A 16,683-nucleotide genomic window follows, 5' to 3' on the forward strand; every position below is an offset into this window, starting at 1 on the left:
CGGCGGGGGACCGGGCGGCCGAGCCGGTGCCCGAGCTGCATCCATTCGTTGTCGTGGCTCGTGACGGGCTCGGCACGGTGCCTCCGTTCGCCTTGGGGGCCGGCGCGGCGACGTCGCCGACGAGTCCGTTCGCCCGGGCCGCCCACCAGGGCGAGCGGCTGATCGCCGCACTGGCAGCGGGCGAGTGGGATCCGCCGGCCGACGCCGAGCGGTGGATCCGCCAGGTGGGGGCCCACACGATGGCTGTCGTACCCGTGGTACGGGTCGGCCACGTCGTCGCCGTACTGAGTGTGACTGCCGTTGCGGATCGACCTCCGTTCACCGAAGCGGATCTGCTCTTGCTGACCGAACTCGCCGCCCGGGTGGGGGTCGTCCTGGACCGGATCGATCGGGGGGCGGCCGAGCGCAGCAATGCGCTGGCACTGCGTGAGGCGTTGCGCGGTTCTCCGCCCGCCGTCCCGTCCGGGCTCGAGGTGGCCACCCGTTACCTGCCCGGCGGGGTCGGTGACGACGCCGGTGGCGACTGGTTCGACGTGATTGACCTGGGAGCCGGGCGAGTCGCCCTGATGATTGGCGACGTGATGGGCCGAGGGATCCGGGCGACCGCGGTGATGGGGCAGCTGCGCGCGGCGGCCCGCACCTGCGCCCGTCTCGATCTTCCCCCGGCCGAGGTGTTGACGCTGCTGGACGGCATCGTCGCGGACCTGCCCGGGGAGGAGATCGCCACCTGCATCTACGCGGTCGTCGAGATCGACAGCGGGGTGCTGACGCTGGCGAGTGCCGGGCACCCGCCGCCCCTGGTCGTCGCGCCGGACGGGCTGGTCTCCAGGCTCTACATGGCGGTGGGGTCTCCACTCGGGGTGGCCCGGTCGGACGTGACCGAGTACACGGTGCGACTGGGACAGGGATATCTGATCGCCCTGTTCACCGACGCGCTCGTCCGGGGACGTGCGCGCGACCTCGACGCCGGAGTCTCGCAGCTCGCGGCCGCGCTCGCCCGCACCAGCGACAGGTTCACCGCGAATCTGGACGACCTGGTCACCGCGGCGTGTGCCGGTCTCGGTCCCGCCGTCGCCCCCGGCCCGGTGGGTTCTGGCCCGGTGGGTTCCGGGACGGCCGACGGGACGGTCGGGGGGACGATCGACGCGGCGGCGGCCGACGACGTCGCGCTTCTGTTCGCCCGGTTGCCCGGTGAACTGACGGCCGCGGCGGCCCTCCTGGACGCCACCTTCGACGGTGCGGCGAGCCTGCGCGCCGTGCGGGCCCAGGCCAGGCTCGCGCTGGAGAACGCGACGCTGGCCTCGGAGGTCGTCGACACCATCATCCTGGTGCTGTCGGAGTTGGCGAGCAACGCGGTGCGGCATGGTCGCCCACCACTGTCGGTGCGGCTGCGCCTGCTGGGCGACCGGGCCGTCGTGGAGGTCGCCGACGGTGGCGGCCGGGTGCTGCGGCGGCGCCATGCCGCGGCCGAGGATGAGGCCGGCCGCGGGCTCCACCTGGTCTCCCGGCTCGCCGTTCGGCACGGCGTCCGTCCGGTCGCCGACGGGAAGGCAGTGTGGGCCGAGATCGACCTGACCGGGACGACCCCGCCCGAACCGGACTGACGCCAGGGCCATGGAGGGACAATTGCGTGGTCTGTTAGATATGTCTGATTTACCCCAGCTCGGCAGGTGAAATCCATCCGGACGGCCGGGGCGGGGTTGACCGGGTGGCGGGCTGATCTGCCAGATACGGCACGAGACGGCCTGATACGGGTGGACCGGCCGTCCCGGCGGCATCGGGAAGTCTGGTGTCGCGTAACGTGAGCTGCATGCCGGACGCGGTGCTGCGCCTCGACAATGTCAATGTCGTGCGAGATGGGTCATACCTGCTCAGGAACGTGTCGTGGGCGGTGTTCCCCGGCCAGCGCTGGGTGGTCCTCGGTCCCAACGGCGCCGGGAAGACGACCCTGCTGCAGGTGGCCTCGGGCCGGCTGTTTCCCACCAGGGGCACGGTCGATCTGCTCGGCGCCCGTCTCGGCAAGGTCAACCTTCTCGATCTACGATACCGGGTGGGTGTCGTCAGCCCGGCGCTGGTGGAGACGCCACCCGCCGACGAGCGGGTACTCGACGCGGTGGTGACCGCCGGCTGGTCCGTGCTGGGCCGCGCCGACGAGGAATACGACGAGGTCGATCTCACCCGCGCGGCCGGCCTGCTGACCCAGTTCGGGTGCCGTGGACTGGCCGACCGGCGGTTCGGAACCCTCTCCGAGGGAGAGCGCAAGCGTGTGCTCATCGCCCGGGCCCTCATGACCGACCCGGAACTCCTCCTGCTCGACGAGCCCGCCTCCGGGCTCGATCTGGGTGCGCGGGAGGCGTTGATGCGGCGGCTCACCCGCTTCGCGGCCGACCCCACCGCTCCTGCCCTCGTCCTCGTCAGCCACCACGTGGAGGAGATCCCGGTCGGGGTGACCCACGCGTTGCTGGTGCGCGGCGGCCAGGTGCTTGCGGCCGGTCCGGTCGCGCAGGTACTCACCGCGGAGGCGTTGTCCTCCTGCTTCGGGATTCCGTTGGATGTCGGCGTGGCGGCCGGTCGCTACACCGCCCGGCTTGCCGCCGGACCGCCTCCCCGGCATCCGGTGTCCGCCTCGGTCTGAGTCTGTGCCGCGGGTCTGAGTCTGTGCCGCGGGTCTGAGTCTGTGCCGCGGGTCTGAGTCTGTGCCGCGGGTCTGAGTCTGTGCCGCGGGTCTGAGTCTGTGCCGCGGGGTGTTTGTCCGTTCATGGGCCGATCGGCCGCGACCGGAGTCGGTCGATGGCCGGGTGAGCACGATCGGCGGGGTGCGGTGATTTTCCCGGCGTGATCCAGTCCCGAGTCACCGTCCGGTCCCGGCGTTGCGCGTACGGCCCGGTGGGCCATCCATCCTCGTCAAGCGGCCTCAGCCCGTCGTAGCGCGCCTTTTCCGGTATCGCCGGTGTGTTTTTTCGTGGCGGCCATCGTGCTCCCTCTCCGGGCTCGTCCGTTCGTGGGCCGGCCGACGCCCCGGACGCCGACCGCCGGTCGTCCCGGGAGCCGTCGCTGATCGGCCGTCGTTCATCGTTCGTCGAGCAGGTCCCACAACCATCCCGACCGTCGCATACCCGCGCCGAGCGACCTCAGCCGGACGGCAAGTTGCCGATCCGAGGTGATGACGACCACAGGCGCGACCGCGTCGCGCGCCGCCGCCACGATGGCGTCGTCGCCGTGCCCGGGGGCGTGCACGACGACGATGGTCGGTGCCGCGCGGTCCGCCCTCGTTGGAACGTGGCGGCCCTTCTCGGGCGCGACTCCCGCGGGCCCGACCTTTTCGGGTGTGATCTTTCCGGGCCGTACGGTTCCCTCGGGAACTCCGGCTCGCGCCGCACCCTCGAGAACGACCACGATCCGCTCAGGCCATTCCGGCCTCGATGATGGCCGCGGGTGCGTGCCGGGACGGGTGATCCGCGCCGAAATAGCATCGACCAGCCGTCCGGCCGCTCCTGGGCGGTCCCGCCACCACCCGTCGGGCCGGGAGCCAATCACGTTGGCACCGTCTACCACCCACGTGCGCGGGTACTCGTCCGTGGGTCGGCCCATAGCAGCGGCGCCGGAATCAGGGGTACTCATCCGGCGCGGCGATCCCCTTTGGCATTCGTACCGGTCGGTTCCGCTCGCGGCACCACCACCCCAAAGGCGCCGACGGCTGTTGCCCGCCGTTTGCCGGGCAATCGTCCACGGGAGTCGGTAGACGAACACGATCGGTGTCTCAAGGTCGGAGGACATGGACGCCGCCCGGTCCACGCCTGCCCAACTGTCCGCTTGCGGCCGGCCTTTCGACTGGGAAGGTGTGATTCGCAGAACATGATCATCCCTCTATCATGTGGAGCTTGCTCCCTGTCTTTGGGTTCCGCACTCCGACTGCCAGGGCGGCGTGCGTTGAGCGCTGACTTCGTCTTCGGCGACCCAAGCTTGCGAGTCCGGCGAACCAGGCGTGACAGTTCCCCGCGTTCTCGTGGTAATAATAGACGCGTGAGTTCTGCGGTCCGCTGACCTGAAGGAGAGTGGCATGGCCCAGAAGACCATCGTCTCGTTGATTGACGATCTCAGTGGAGAAGAGGCTGACGAGACCGTCCGGTTCGGACTCGACGGTGCGCAGTATGAGATCGACCTGTCGGAGAAGAACGCCACGAAGTTGCGTGGGTCGTTGGCTTCGTTCGTCACCGCGGCTCGCCGTTCTGGCGGTCGGGCGGCGGGTGGCCGGCGTGGTGTGCGTGCCGCTTCGCGCCGTACCGGCGGAACCGACCGTACCGCCGACATTCGCGAGTGGGCGCGCAGCAACGGTTACACGGTGAGTGACCGGGGGCGTATCGCTTCCAACATCGTCGAGGCGTACGACAAGGCCCACTGATCCTGGTCTTGACTGCTTTTCCGGGGCAGGGACCGGGGCAGTGGAACCCCTTGTAGCGGTAGTGCCCGTGGTATTGGACGACGGGCCGCGCGATCCGGCGGACCGAAGATCGTGTGATCAGGTTTTGCATGGTCAGGTTCCTGCCACACCGACCGGGCCGGTGTGGCAGGAACTATTGGCGTCGCCGCCAGCGCAGTCTATCGCCAGATCTGTTCGTTCCGTCAGTTCGGCAGCTGCCGGGCCATCCAGTTTTCGACGTCTTCTGCGGTTCGCGGAAGTGCGGCGGACATGTTCCGCCTTCCATCCCTGGTGACCAGGATGTCGTCTTCTATCCGGACGCCGATGCCCCGCAGCTCCGGCGGAACCGTCAGGTCGTCCGGCTGGAAGTACAGGCCCGGTTCGACCGTCAATACCATGCCCGGTTCCAGCGCCGCGTCGCGATAGGTCTGGTCGCGCGCCTGCGCGCAGTCGTGCACGTCCAACCCGAGCATGTGCGACGTGGAGTGCAGGGTATAGCGGCGATGGACGCCCCCTCCCGGGGAGCGTGGGTCCTCGGTCAGCGACTCCTGCGCACTGACCGGCAGGAGCCCCCAGTCGTCGAGCGCCGTGGCGATGACCTGCATGGCGGCCCGGTGCGGATCCAGGAAGGACGCTCCCGGCCGGACCGCGTCGATCCCGGCCTGCTGGGCGTGAAGAACCACGTCATAGACCTGGCGCTGCAGCTCGGTGAACCGTCCGTTGATCGGGAGCGTGCGGGTGACGTCGGCCGTGTAGAGGGACCGTCCCTCGACCCCCATGTCGAGCAGGGCGAGATCACCGGCGCGTACCGGCCCGTCGTCGCGGACCCAGTGCAGCGTCGTGGCGTGGTGGCCACAGGCGACGATGGAACCGTATCCCACATCGTTGCCGTCCACCCGGGCCCGCCGCCAGAACGTCCCCTCCAACCATCGTTCTCCGTTGGGCAGGTCCATCGCCCGACCGATTTCTCCCACGCACTCGGTGAAGCCGCGCACGGTTGCGGCGATCGCTTCGTCCAATCGGGCGATCTCGAAGTCGTCCTTGAGCAGTCGCAGCTCGGAAAGGGCCTGTGCGAGGGCCAGATCGCGGTCGGTTCCTGGTCCACCCCGGCCGGGCCAACGCAGCACCGAATCGTCCACGACCGGATCGACTCCGCGTAGTACCCGGGTGTTTCCCGGTGCCAACCGCGCGAGCGCGTCCGCGAGCTCCGTGAGCGGCCGGCATTCGATCTCCAGCTGTGCCGCGGTCTCCCGAACCCCCGGTCTGGGACCGACCCACAGTTCCCCGTATCGCCGGTCGGTGTAGAAGGCGGAGCTCGACCGGTCGGACCGCCCGGCGACATAGAGCACCGCATCATGTTCACCGGCCGCGTTGGGTAGCAGAACCAACACGGCATCCGGTTCATGGCAGCCGGTCAGCCAGAAGAAGTCGCTTCCGGGACGGAACGGAAAATCTGTGTCGTTTGCCCGTACCCGCAGACCGCCGCTCGGCACCACAAGCGCGTCCGCCGGGAACCGCGAACCCAACAAGGCGCGACGTTTCGCGGTGTAGGGTGCGCAGTCATCGCGGGATGGCACAGTGTCGTCAATCGGCGCCCACCCGGTCGACATAAACCGCCGGAACGCCGCGTGTGGTTCCTCGTCGTGGTTGGCCTGCCCAGGTTCGCGCACGGAATCATCCGATGCCGGAGGTTCACCGGCCCCGGTGGGGACAACGCCCGGCTCGTCGGCCGTGATGAGGTTCGGATCACGCCCGGCCGGCGCGCTCTCGGGCACCCCCGGGCCGGTCGGTGGAGGTGAGCTTTGGTGGGACTGGGCACTCATAACGTTAACGGTAGGCCCCGTTGTGGACGGCGGGTAGCGCGCGAGGCGTACCGCCATGCCCCGCGCGCCGGCCGGACTTCCCGTCGTGGGTCCGCCGGGCATTTGGTGCATCGCACCGCCGCGATGATGCCGGGCCGATGTGGGCGGTCGCGTCGCGACATGGGTCCGGGCGCCGCTACCCACTTCGCCGCCTTCGGACCCTTCCACGAAGACTGTTCCTCCCACTTCGGGTGAGTTAACGAGGGCACGCAATCGGTTGTGGGAGATCTGAGGGATCCGGTCGGTTGTGACCTTCCGTCGTGGACCGTTAACTCATCTTCCGGTCGGCGGGGAAGGCGGGTCCACGTTGCACGGACCAGGTCGGTCCGGGTGCGGACGTCCTCGGCGTGCCGTAATGCCGGTCCGATAGCCACCGGCATCGTGCGGTTCGGGCACTGCACTCGGTTCGGGTACTGCACTGCGTGTCGCGAACACCACCGGAGACCGGCATTATTGTCGCGCATCCCGATATCGGTGGTTGTCGTCGGGATCGCAGGATCGGGATCGGGCCCGCGACCGGTCTTGATGCTCGGCGCCACCCGGGGGTCTGCCACCGCTCGGCTCGGCGGGGACGGTCCGGGCGGCGGCGTCGGAGTCCGTACGGTCCGTGGGCCGGCCGGGGGCCTGCGGGGTCGCACATCCGACAACCCGTTGGGAATGCCATGACGCCCGTCACCCGTCACCATCGAAAAGACTGTCCGGGAGGGTTCCGGTCCGTCCGCGCCCACGTCGTGCCAAGGTGGTCCGGCGGGTTCGCGCCGGTGGTGGACGGTCCCGGCCTCGGGCAGCGCCATTGGCGCGGATGATCTCATCCCGGTGGATGGGGGAGGAGGACGCGGCCATGACCTGGCCTCCGGATCGTCCGGAACGGTACGGGACGGCGAGCGGCGTGGCCGGTCCGTCCGTGACCCGCGGGACCCGCGCCGGGCCCCCGAGGAGGACTGGCCCGTCGGGCAGTGGCCGCGCCGGGAGCACCGGCCCGCTCCGCGGGGCCACGATGACGAGCCGCGCGTACCTCCGGGCGCCTACCCCGATCCCTACGGCCGGTACCCCGTCGATCATCCGGCGGCCGAGCCCCGGTACGACCGGCCGGCCCCGGAGGGTCCCGCGGAACCCGGGCAGAGCGGCTTATGGCGCGGTCTCACCGCCGTGGCCGCAGTGTTGGCGACCCTCGTCCTCATCCTGGCGACCGGTGGCTGGGCTGTGCTGAAGCACTACGACGGCAGGGTGCGCCACATCCCGCTGACCTTCTCCGCCAGCGCGGACCGGCCGGCGTCCGCATCGGGTGGAACGCAGAACATCCTGCTCGTGGGGTCGGACACCCGGACGGGGACCAGCGGCGAGTTCGGCCAGGTCGAGGGGCAGCGGTCGGACACGACCATCCTCGCCCACCTCGACGGCGACGGTTCGACGACCCTCATCTCCTTCCCCCGGGATCTGTGGGTGCGGATCCCCGCGTACACCGACGCGGCGGGCACGCAGCATGCGGCGCAGCGGTCCAAGCTGAACGCAGCCTTCTCCTACGGCGGGCCGTCCCTGCTTGTGGCCACGATCGAGAACCTCACCGGGATCCGGGTCGACCACTACGTCCAGATCGACTTCATCGGCTTCCAGGGGATGACGGACGCCCTTGGCGGGGTCACCGTCTGCATCAAGGAGCTTCCCCCCGAGCTGAAGGCACGGGGCTTCGACAACCTGCACGACCATTACTCCGGGTTTTCCGGTCAGGTCGGCGAGAACACGCTGAACGGAGCGCAGGCCCTCTCCTTCGTCCGGCAGCGGTACGGCCTGCCCGAGAGCGACATCGACCGCATCCGCCGCCAGCAGCAGTTCCTCGGTGCCGTCTTCCAGCGGATCGCGTCGACGGACACCTTGCTCAACCCGGCGAAGCTGCTCGGGGTGGTCGACTCCGCCACCTCGGCGCTGACGCTCGACGAGGCCACCTCTCTCGCCGACCTCCGGCTTCTCGCGGTGCGGATGCAGTCGATCGGATCGGGCGGCGTCGCGTTCACGACGGTGCCGGCGGCAGCTGGTACTCGCGGGGGGCAGAGCGTCCTCGTTCCTGAGCCAGCCCAGCTGGGCGCCTTCCTCAAGCCCTTCGGCGGTCGTGTCGCCGACGGGAGCTCCACCGGCGCACTCCCGGCTGGCGCGGGGGGTGGCTCCTTCGCTGCGGTACCGGTGTCCGCTGCGGTACCGGTGGTCTGGTCCCCGGCCAGCGCGGCGGGAAGGTCCGTCCCGGGTGACGCGGGCGGGGTGTCCTGCACCTATTGAGGTGGCCTCGAGGCGTTCAGTGCCGAGTGGCTGCCCTGACGGCGCGGTGGCTGCTCGTCCAGCGCCGCGTTGAGCTCCGCGCCCAACAGCACGGCCAGCGCGGTGATGTAGAAGAACAGCAGCACCGCCACCGGTGATCCGAGCGAGCCGTAGACCAGTTCGTTACTGAACACGATCTCCAGGTAGTATCGCAGCACGCCGCTGCCCACGAGCCAGCAGACGAGCGCGAGGATCGCTCCGGGCAGCGCCCGCCACCAGGGTTGGCGTACCGGCAGCGAGAGGTGGTACAGCGAGGTCAGCATCGCCAGGGCCACGAGTCCCACGACCGGCCAGTAGAGCAGTGGGATCAGGGCGCTGACGAGGGGATGGCGACCGGCGTCGAAGATCCGCAAGATCAGTTCGGGCCCCAGGACCAGCGCAGGCAAGAGAATGACCCCGCTGGCCACCTGGGCGAGAAACAACCACAGCGCCAGGAGCCGGCTGCGTACCGCCGAGCGCAGATCGCGTTGGCCGTAGGCGATGGTGATGGTGTTGACGAAGGTCGCCATCGCGGTTGACCCGGTCCACAGGGACAGCACGAAACCGATGGAGATCACGTCTGGTCGGCCACGGGAGAGGATCTGGTCGATGGTCGGGCGCACCGCGTCGTCGACCACCGATTCGGTCAGCAGGTCGCCTGCGCCGCGAAGGATGCTCTGCCGGGCGTTGTCGAGGGCGTCGGCCCCGATGGCGTCACCGACGTAGCCGAGCGTTCCCAACAACGACAACAGGAGCGGGGGCAGGGACAGCAGCTGCCAGAATCCCGCCTCGGCGGCAAGCCCCAGGACCCGGTGCCGCCAGGCATTGGTGATGGTCCGACGGGCCAGTCGCAGGGGTCCCCGGGGCAGCCGGTGGAACAGCGTGCTGCGCCGGATGGCGGTCCAGGCCGCGGCGTGATGGTTTCTGGCCCGCGTCAGCAGCCCGGGATTCACCTCGACGGCCACTCTGCGCAGCAACACCATCCAGCGGGCGCTCACCGGGGACGATGCCACGGGAGCCGGTGCTTTGTTTCCCGTGGCGGACACGGCCCCCACCGTATGGCCTGGCGTTCCTGGGTGCCGAAGGGCATCCAGAAACGGACTGGGTGATCGCGGCGAAGGCCACCCGGAGTAACGGATGGGCCGCTGGCCAGCAACAAGGAAGCAACCAGGATTCTGAATATATCAAACTGGATACACCAAAAGGGACACATCGGATGTGTCCCTTCAGTGTGCCTGGGCGGCCGAGCTCAGGACACGCTGAGTTTGTCGGTCTCGTCGTGATACTCAACAGCCATCTCACGCAGCTTCGAGTCGTGCGACTTCGCGTGGTGTCGGCAGAACAGGAGATCGCCGCCCCCGGGCAGCACGACCCGCACGTAGGCCTGGGCACCGCACCGGTCGCAACGATCAAGATTGGTCAGCGTCGGCTTCGTGGTAGTCCCTGTCACATCTACTCCAACTGTGTTAGGCGGTCAGACGTTCCAGCTGACCATGTGACGGTTTACTCACAGCCGGCTCTCGCGGCGTCGTTGCATCCAGAGCGGCGTGGTGTCCGTGGTCCTCCATACCACGGACGGGTACCCGTCCCGGGCGCCCGGTCGTCTGATCAGGGACGTCGGGCGCCGAAGACGATGTCGTCCCATGCTGGCACTGACTTGCGTCCGCGTCGACCGCCTGCCGGACGTTCGCTCCCACGGGTGGTGTTACTCGGACGTGCCCGTGACGCAGCGGAGGCGTTCGATGTGTCTACGGTCGTCTCGTCGGTCCCGTCCGGCGCCGCCTCCTCCGTCTGCGCGGAGGGAGCCTTGGCGGAGGCTTCCCGCCGGGCCGCCGTGCGGCGCGCCCCGGGCGTGGAACCTGTGCCGGATCCGGCGGCGCGGGCGGCTGGTGCCGAGGTCACGGCGGCTGCGGCGGCATCGGTGCCCGCTGCCGCGGCCGGTTCGGCGGGAGTGGATCGCGCTGCTGTACCGGCGGCTGGGGCTGACGGCTCCGGTTCGGCGGGGGCTGTCCCGCCCCGCTCCACGGCGGCGACGGGAGGTACCTGCGCCGAGCCCGGGACCGACGGCTTGGCGGCTGTCCCGGTGGGAGACGTGGCGGATGTCACGGGCTGCGGACCGGCCGGCGCGACGGCCGTCCGGGAATTCACTCCTGATCGCCCGGTCCCGGACGCGGACCCCACCCTGGGGCGGCCGCCGGGAACGCCTCGCCCCGTCGCGGCCGTCCGGCGAGAGACCTCGCCGCGGATCGGTTCGGGCCGGACGGGACGGTCCAGGGACTCGGCGTCCTCGGCCCGGGCGGCCTTCCGCTCCGCCGACCGCGGGTCTCCCGGGGCCGTGGGGTCCGCGGACCGGGCAGGTACGGACCATGGGGTCACGGATCGGGTGTCCGCGGATCGGGTGTCCGCGACCACGGGTTGCGGTTCGGCCGCCTGGATCGCCTCCGGACGGGCGGGCGACTCGGGCGACTCGGGCGCGATTCCACCGCCCGCGGTGTCCCCGGGATACGACGCGGCCGGATGGGAGGGCAGCGCCGCGGGCAGAGGGTATTGCCGCTCGGGGAGGCTGTGCTGCGGAGCCGGTGTTCCCGGCGGCGGGCCCGGTTCCGGCACCGCGGCGACCATCGGCTGGACCGGGGTGGCGGGATTGGCCGGAATGGCGGGATTGACCGGAATGGCGGGGATGCCCTGGTCGTGCACAAGGGTGAGCGCCGGTCCCGCCGCCCGCAGCGCCGCCGACGATGATGGTACGGATGACGGTAGAGATGACGGTGCGGGCACCGGCGCCGGCTGCTCCGCCGTCTCCGGCGCCACGAGGGTGCGGGCCGCGTCGTCATGCGGGCGCACCCGGCGCACCACCGGATCCCACGTCCAGCGGGCGCAGCGGCTTTCCGAGGTGAGCTGGACGAGCCAGATGCCGTCGACGCGGCGCCACGCGTCCCACTGCGCTGCGGCCGGATTGTCCTGGGCTCCCATCAGCCGCGCGTCGACGACCTCGCCCAACGGCCGTCCCGGCACGCCCCCCGGATCCTTGGGGAGCAGCGCGGCCCGCGCCTCCTGCACGACCCTGGCACGTTCGGCGAGGACGGGACCCTCATAGCGCTCCACCCGTTCCACCGGGATCCCGGCGGCCCTGGCCACCTCCGCCGCGGTCTCCCCGGCGCGCAGCCTGGCCTGGATCTCCCGTGGGGTAAGCGCGCTCTCGGTACGCACCTCGCTACGACGCACACCGCGCAGGGCCGCGCGCAGCCGGTCGTCCACGGGCACCCGGAACTGCTCGCCGTCCGTCCTGCCGTTCGCGTCGGTGAGCACGAGGTAGCCGCCGTCCTCGCTGAGTGCGACCGCCCGCAGCTCGCGCATGGCGCCTCCTCCTCCGTCGAAGCCGTACCGCTTGTCGCCGTGCCGCGGCGGGCGGACCGTTGCGCCGGACGCGCCTGGGAGCGGATGTCAACATGATGCGTCAACCCGCCTTCAACCTGTGCATCCCGGTAGCTGACAGCCTGCCATTGATGGCGTCGGTCGCGGGCGTGGCGGCGGGCGACACGCACAGTCTGACCGTGTTGGGCCTGTTCGGGCAGTCCCGCAACGTCCGGATCCGCAACGTCCGGATCTGGAACGTCCGGATCCGGGACGAGTGGACTCGCGACCGGTGGATTATGGTCGCCTGCCGCCCGGGGGGCGGGTCGCGGGACCTCGGCGGCGGGCGGGCCGGGCAGCCGGTCGGGGCCGGTTCTGGTCGACCAGGCCGGAGATGGCGGCGCCGACAATGCCCGCCTCGTTCTGGAGCTGCGCGGGGACCACTCGGGTACGCACCTCGAGCTGGTCGAGGTATTTGTCCGCTCTCTTGCTCACCCCACCACCGATGATGATGAGGTCGGGCCAGAGCAGCGCCTCGAGGGTGTTGAGGTACCTGGTCACCCGCTTGGCCCACTTCTCCCAGGAGAGGCCCTCGCGTTCCCGGGCCGCATCGGACGCCCTGGTCTCCGCGTCGTGTCCGGAGATCTCCAGGTGGCCGAGTTCGGTGTTGGGCACGAGCTGGCCGTGGAGGAACAGCGCGGTACCGATCCCGGTTCCGAACGTCGTCACGACGACCAGGCCGGTGGTGTCGCGCCCGGCGCCGAAGGCCATCTCGCCGATGCCCGCCGCGTCCGCGTCGTTCACCACGGTGATGTCCACCGGGCCCGTGGCGGCGGCCGACCCGCTCAGCGCCTCGGCGAACAGGGAGACCACATCGGTGCCGATCCAGGACGGGGCGATGTTCGCCGCCGTGAGCGCCACCCCGTTCTTGACCACTGCGGGGAGGGTGGCTCCCACCGGTCCCGACCAGCCGAAGCGGCCGACCACCTCCGCCACGGTCGCGGCCACTGCGGCGGGCTCGGCCGGCTGCGGAGCCGCCAGCCGGAACCTGGGCGCGGCCAGCGACCCGTCCTCGACGTTGACCGGAGCGCCCTTGATCCCGCTTCCGCCGACGTCAACCCCGAAGACCTGCATCGCCGAGCCCTCCCCTACCGATGTTCTGACCCTGCTGACCCTGCTGACCCTGCCGCCGGTGCCGCCGCGGTGCCGTGGGCCGAACCGCTGCCCAGCGACCGCGGACGTCCGTCGACCGCACGAGTCGTAGTCTCGCAGGCGATCGGGGCGGCCACGGTCCGACTGCCCACGTCGTGGCCTCTTCGTCCCGATCGCGTCCCGCCGGTGAGCCCGCCGCCGCGTGGCCCGGCTCGGGACGAGCCGCGACTCAGACGAACGGCTCTTACCCTGGAGGAATGAGCCTCACTGACACCCATGGTCGCATCGCGACGGACCTGCGGGTGTCGTTGACGGACCGCTGCAACCTCCGGTGTACCTATTGCATGCCGGCCGAGGGGCTCGCGTGGCTCCCCGGCGAGCGGATGCTGACCGACGACGAGGTAGTCCGGCTGGTCGGCGTCGCGGTTGGACGGCTCGGCGTGACCGAGGTCCGCCTTACTGGCGGTGAGCCCACGCTGCGTCCGGGTCTGGTGGAGCTGGTGGCGCGGCTCGCGGCCCTGCGGCCGCGGCCCGAACTGTCCGTCACCACGAACGGCCTGATCCTGACCCGCCTGGCGGGCCCGCTGCGGGCCGCCGGTCTGGACCGGATCAACGTCTCCCTGGACACGCTGGACGCGGACCGGTTCGTCCGGATCACCCGCCGGGAGCGGCTCGGCGACGTGCTGGCCGGACTGTCCGCCGCCGCCGCGAGCGGGCTCACCCCGGTCAAGGTCAACAGCGTTCTCGCCCGGGGCGTCAACGACGACGAAGTCCCCCGGTTGCTGCGCTGGTGTCTGCGGAAGGGCTACGAGCTGCGATTCATCGAGCAGATGCCGCTGGACGCGCAGCACGCGTGGCGTCGGGACACGATGGTGACGGCCGGCGAGATTCTTGCCTGCCTGCGGGCGGAGTTCACCCTCACGCCGCTGCCAGGCCGCGGCAGTGCGCCCGCCGAGCTGTTCGAGGTGAACGGTGGGCCTGGGCGGGTGGGGGTGATCGCCTCGGTGTCGGCGCCGTTCTGCGCGGCCTGTGACCGGGTCCGGCTGACCGCCGACGGCCAGGTGCGTGACTGTCTGTTCGCCCGGCGGGAGAGCGATCTGCGGACCTCCATGCGTGCCGGCGCGGACGACGAGCGGCTCGCGGCTCTGTGGCGGGCGGCCGTGCGGGGCAAGAAGGCGGGGCACGGCATCGACGAACCGACCTTTCGGCAGCCGGACCGGCCGATGTCCGCGATCGGCGGATGACGGTGGCCCGGTCCGGGTCGCATGCCGGTGCCCCCGTGGGTTGGAGTGCCCTGGTGCTGGCTGGGGGTGGGGCGCGCCGGCTCGGCGGCCGGGACAAGACGGCGGTGCTGGTCGGCGGTTCCACTCTGCTCGACCGGGTGCTGTCCGCGGTGCCGGACGCCGAACGGGTGGTCATCGTCGGTCCCCGGCGCGACCTGGTCGTCGATCCGGTTCCGCCTGATCGGGTGCGCTGGTGTCGGGAGGATCCGCCCGGCGGGGGACCGGTCGCGGCGATCGCTGCCGGCCTTGTCGAGATCACCACACCGTTCGTCGCCGTCCTCGCCGCCGACCTGCCGTTCCTGACCGGCCGGGAGATCGCGCTGCTGCGCCGCGGGGTCGAGGATCCCGCGGCGCAGGCCGCGCTGCTGGTCGACCCGGACGGTCGCCGGCAGTTTCTGGCCGCGGTGTGGCGGACGGCCTCGCTGTGGGCGGCGCTACCCGCGGATCCGATCGGGCGCCCGGTGCGCGGCCTGTTCGCCGACCGTCCGGTGACCGCGGTCCAGGCGGCCGCCCAGACCTGCCTCGACTGCGACGAACCGGCGGATGTGGCGCGGGCCCGCCGCTGGGCCGCGGTGGGCGAGCGTGGCCCGGCCCGGCACGATGGACCTATGACCTCCGCCGATGACCAGCAGCCTGAGCACCAGTCGCGGTCCGAGTATCGGGTTTCGGTGGGCCCGCCGCCCCCGGAGGCCGGACGTCATCGCCCGCCGCCCGCCGCAGCTGTCGGCTCGGGTGCCGGCAACGTCCTGGACAAGAACGTCCTGGACAAGAACCTCCTGGAGCGGGACGTCCTGGCGCAGTGGGTGTCGGACGTCTGCGCCGAGCTCGGCCTCGACGCGGCACGGATCGACGTGGGCGCCGTCCTCGATCTCGCGCGCGACGTCGCCCGCGGGGTCGCGCGTCCCGCGGCGCCACTCACCGCGTTCCTGGTCGGTCTGGCCGCCGGCCGGAACGCGGGGGCGGTGCCCACGGTGAGGATGGCGAAGGCGAGGGTGACGGTGAGGGCGAGGGCGAGGGCGAGGGGGGTACGGATGATGAGCGGGAGGCCGCGGCGGCGCGCGCGGCGACGTCGGCCGTGCTCGGCCTCCGGGCGCGGACCGGGTCCGCTCAGCCCATCCGGCCCGGACTCGCCTCGTCGAGGTAGCCGCGCATGTCGATCGCCATGGTGTGCACCGCGTCCTGGTCCGGCTCCGCGTACTCCTCGCCACGCGCCGACGCCCGCGCATATCCGAAGGTCAGCCTCGGCAGTACCTGCGTCGGTGTGTCCATCCCGCCCTCCCAGCCAGGTTCGTCCCCGGCGAAGGCGGCAGGTCCGGAGGGCAGGTCGCCGGAGATGGGGGAGGCCGTCACGACGACCCAGTCGATCACGCCGAGTATGATGATCGCGGCGAGCGCTGGCAGGGCCGCGACCGGGTTCCAGGCGGCTAGCCCCACCAGGACGAACACCGCGACCACCGTCAGTCCGCCGATGAGGTGCCGCCGCGCGGGACGAAGCGCGGGAATCTTACGACCATGCCGATAGTGTGCCATACCGACAGTGTGCCTGGGATGCCGCGTTCGGCCCGACCGTGGCCGCACCGCCCGAGTGCGGCCAGGGTGCCTCACCCGGGATGGTGTTTCACCCGACCCGGGGCCCGACCTGGGGCCCGACCTGGAGGAGGCGTGCGGCATGCCGGGGACGTTGGTTCGACCAGCGGGGGATCGGGGTATGCCGCACAGGCCGATCCGAGGCCGGGCAGCGGCGTCCACCTCGATGTCGGCGTTCGTGTTACCCAGCAGGCAGATCATGACTTATTGTGACCGTCTTGACTCCTGCGGTCACCGAGTCGGGATTCGGTGTGCCGGGGCGGCGTCGGGCACCCGGAGCATTCGACAGCGGAGGGTATGTACTTTCTCTCTTTTTAGCGAAGGTTGCGTATGTCGACCCCGTCCTGAGTCACACTTTTCGAAGGAAAGCAAAGGACCATGGCCCGGCGCCGCACCATGTGTTCAACCTCGCGAAGCTGGAGGTTCGCCGTGGAGGCTCGACGTCGGATGACACGTCCGCGCCGAAAGTCCGCCCCTGGCACCCTGCTGATGCTCAGCGTAATCGTCTCGGTGTTCCTCGCCGCCGCTGCCTGCGGCTCGCCGAGTTACGAATACGTAACCAACAAGAAGGACGGCGCGTTTGTGCGCGTCCCGACCGGGTGGAATCATCAGGAGATGCCCGGGCCTGCGCTTTTCGGGATCGACGCCCGCAACGTCAGCCCCGAGATGCTGCGCGGTCTCATGTCGCGGGAATGGGTCGTCGGCATCGACGCGGCCCAGCGGTTCGACAACACCC

Annotated in this window: 12 protein-coding genes and 1 pseudogene; 7 read left to right on the forward strand and 6 right to left on the reverse strand. The window is 70.7% G+C overall.

From position 1 onward, the window contains the following. Window positions 1–1,604, forward strand: a 1,604-nt coding sequence (locus tag AC08OJ_RS04340; RefSeq protein ID WP_476595122.1) for a SpoIIE family protein phosphatase, incomplete at its 5' end; no start/stop codon positions are given. Between the two features lie 206 nt (window positions 1,605–1,810). Beyond that, a complete protein-coding gene (locus AC08OJ_RS04345) occupies window positions 1,811–2,635 on the forward strand; it encodes an ABC transporter ATP-binding protein (protein ID WP_476593424.1) in 825 nt (274 codons plus the stop codon). A gap of 434 nt (window positions 2,636–3,069) precedes the next feature. Here the strand turns inward: AC08OJ_RS04345 and AC08OJ_RS04350 are convergent, their stop codons facing one another. Continuing rightward, window positions 3,070–3,396 (reverse strand): hypothetical protein, encoded by a 327-nt coding sequence (locus AC08OJ_RS04350; protein ID WP_476593421.1) that lies wholly within the window; start codon window positions 3,394–3,396, stop codon window positions 3,070–3,072. Between the two features lie 664 nt (window positions 3,397–4,060). On the opposite strand from AC08OJ_RS04350, the gene AC08OJ_RS04355 reads away from it, so the two are divergent. Further along, the gene (locus tag AC08OJ_RS04355) at window positions 4,061–4,402 is read left to right on the forward strand and encodes a histone-like nucleoid-structuring protein Lsr2 (RefSeq protein WP_476593420.1); all 342 of its coding nucleotides are present in this window, start codon (window positions 4,061–4,063) and stop codon (window positions 4,400–4,402) included. A 221-nt stretch (window positions 4,403–4,623) separates the two neighbouring features. Here the strand turns inward: AC08OJ_RS04355 and AC08OJ_RS04360 are convergent, their stop codons facing one another. Continuing rightward, window positions 4,624–6,030 (reverse strand): aminopeptidase P family protein, encoded by a 1,407-nt coding sequence (locus tag AC08OJ_RS04360; protein ID WP_476593423.1) that lies wholly within the window; start codon window positions 6,028–6,030, stop codon window positions 4,624–4,626. A 1,068-nt stretch (window positions 6,031–7,098) separates the two neighbouring features. Here AC08OJ_RS04360 and AC08OJ_RS04365 point away from each other — a divergent pair. Next, entirely contained in the window at window positions 7,099–8,553 is a 1,455-nt protein-coding gene (locus AC08OJ_RS04365) for an LCP family protein (protein ID WP_476593419.1), read from the forward strand. Here AC08OJ_RS04365 and AC08OJ_RS04370 read toward each other — a convergent pair. From AC08OJ_RS04370 to ppgK, 4 genes are all read right to left on the reverse strand, one after another. Continuing rightward, complete coding sequence (locus AC08OJ_RS04370; protein ID WP_476595123.1) at window positions 8,547–9,617, reverse strand: YihY/virulence factor BrkB family protein; 1,071 nt, start codon at window positions 9,615–9,617, stop codon at window positions 8,547–8,549. The genes AC08OJ_RS04365 and AC08OJ_RS04370 overlap by 7 nt on opposite strands. A gap of 203 nt (window positions 9,618–9,820) precedes the next feature. After that, window positions 9,821–10,021 carry a DUF7455 domain-containing protein gene (locus tag AC08OJ_RS04375; protein WP_009742431.1) on the reverse strand — a complete coding sequence of 67 codons (201 nt, stop codon included), beginning with the start codon at window positions 10,019–10,021 and terminating at the stop codon, window positions 9,821–9,823. Between the two features lie 158 nt (window positions 10,022–10,179). Beyond that, window positions 10,180–11,928 carry a septation protein SepH gene (sepH, locus tag AC08OJ_RS04380; protein WP_476593417.1) on the reverse strand — a complete coding sequence of 583 codons (1,749 nt, stop codon included), beginning with the start codon at window positions 11,926–11,928 and terminating at the stop codon, window positions 10,180–10,182. A gap of 294 nt (window positions 11,929–12,222) precedes the next feature. Then, the gene (ppgK, locus tag AC08OJ_RS04385) at window positions 12,223–13,059 is read right to left on the reverse strand and encodes a polyphosphate--glucose phosphotransferase (protein ID WP_476595124.1); all 837 of its coding nucleotides are present in this window, start codon (window positions 13,057–13,059) and stop codon (window positions 12,223–12,225) included. Between the two features lie 275 nt (window positions 13,060–13,334). On the opposite strand from ppgK, the gene moaA reads away from it, so the two are divergent. From moaA to AC08OJ_RS04400, 3 genes and pseudogenes are all read left to right on the forward strand, one after another. Beyond that, window positions 13,335–14,321, forward strand: coding sequence for a GTP 3',8-cyclase MoaA (gene moaA, locus AC08OJ_RS04390; protein ID WP_476594388.1), 987 nt, complete (start codon window positions 13,335–13,337; stop codon window positions 14,319–14,321). A gap of 35 nt (window positions 14,322–14,356) precedes the next feature. Next, window positions 14,357–15,739 carry an NTP transferase domain-containing protein gene (locus tag AC08OJ_RS04395; protein WP_476595125.1) on the forward strand — a complete coding sequence of 461 codons (1,383 nt, stop codon included), beginning with the start codon at window positions 14,357–14,359 and terminating at the stop codon, window positions 15,737–15,739. A gap of 655 nt (window positions 15,740–16,394) precedes the next feature. Beyond that, a pseudogene (locus AC08OJ_RS04400) lies at window positions 16,395–16,683 on the forward strand (hypothetical protein); the annotation flags it as partial.

Source organism: Frankia sp. CgKIO3, assembly GCF_977946435.1.

Excerpts from the sequence above, each read along its gene's own strand:
- AC08OJ_RS04345 (WP_476593424.1), top strand. The coding sequence starts at position 1,811 with ATGCCGGACGCGGTGCTGCGCCTCGACAATGTCAATGTCGTGCGAGAT.
- AC08OJ_RS04355 (WP_476593420.1), top strand. The coding sequence starts at position 4,061 with ATGGCCCAGAAGACCATCGTCTCGTTGATTGACGATCTCAGTGGAGAA.
- AC08OJ_RS04360 (WP_476593423.1), bottom strand. The coding sequence starts at position 6,030 with ATGTCGACCGGGTGGGCGCCGATTGACGACACTGTGCCATCCCGCGAT.
- sepH (WP_476593417.1), bottom strand. The coding sequence starts at position 11,928 with ATGCGCGAGCTGCGGGCGGTCGCACTCAGCGAGGACGGCGGCTACCTC.
- ppgK (WP_476595124.1), bottom strand. The coding sequence starts at position 13,059 with ATGCAGGTCTTCGGGGTTGACGTCGGCGGAAGCGGGATCAAGGGCGCT.
- moaA (WP_476594388.1), top strand. The coding sequence starts at position 13,335 with ATGAGCCTCACTGACACCCATGGTCGCATCGCGACGGACCTGCGGGTG.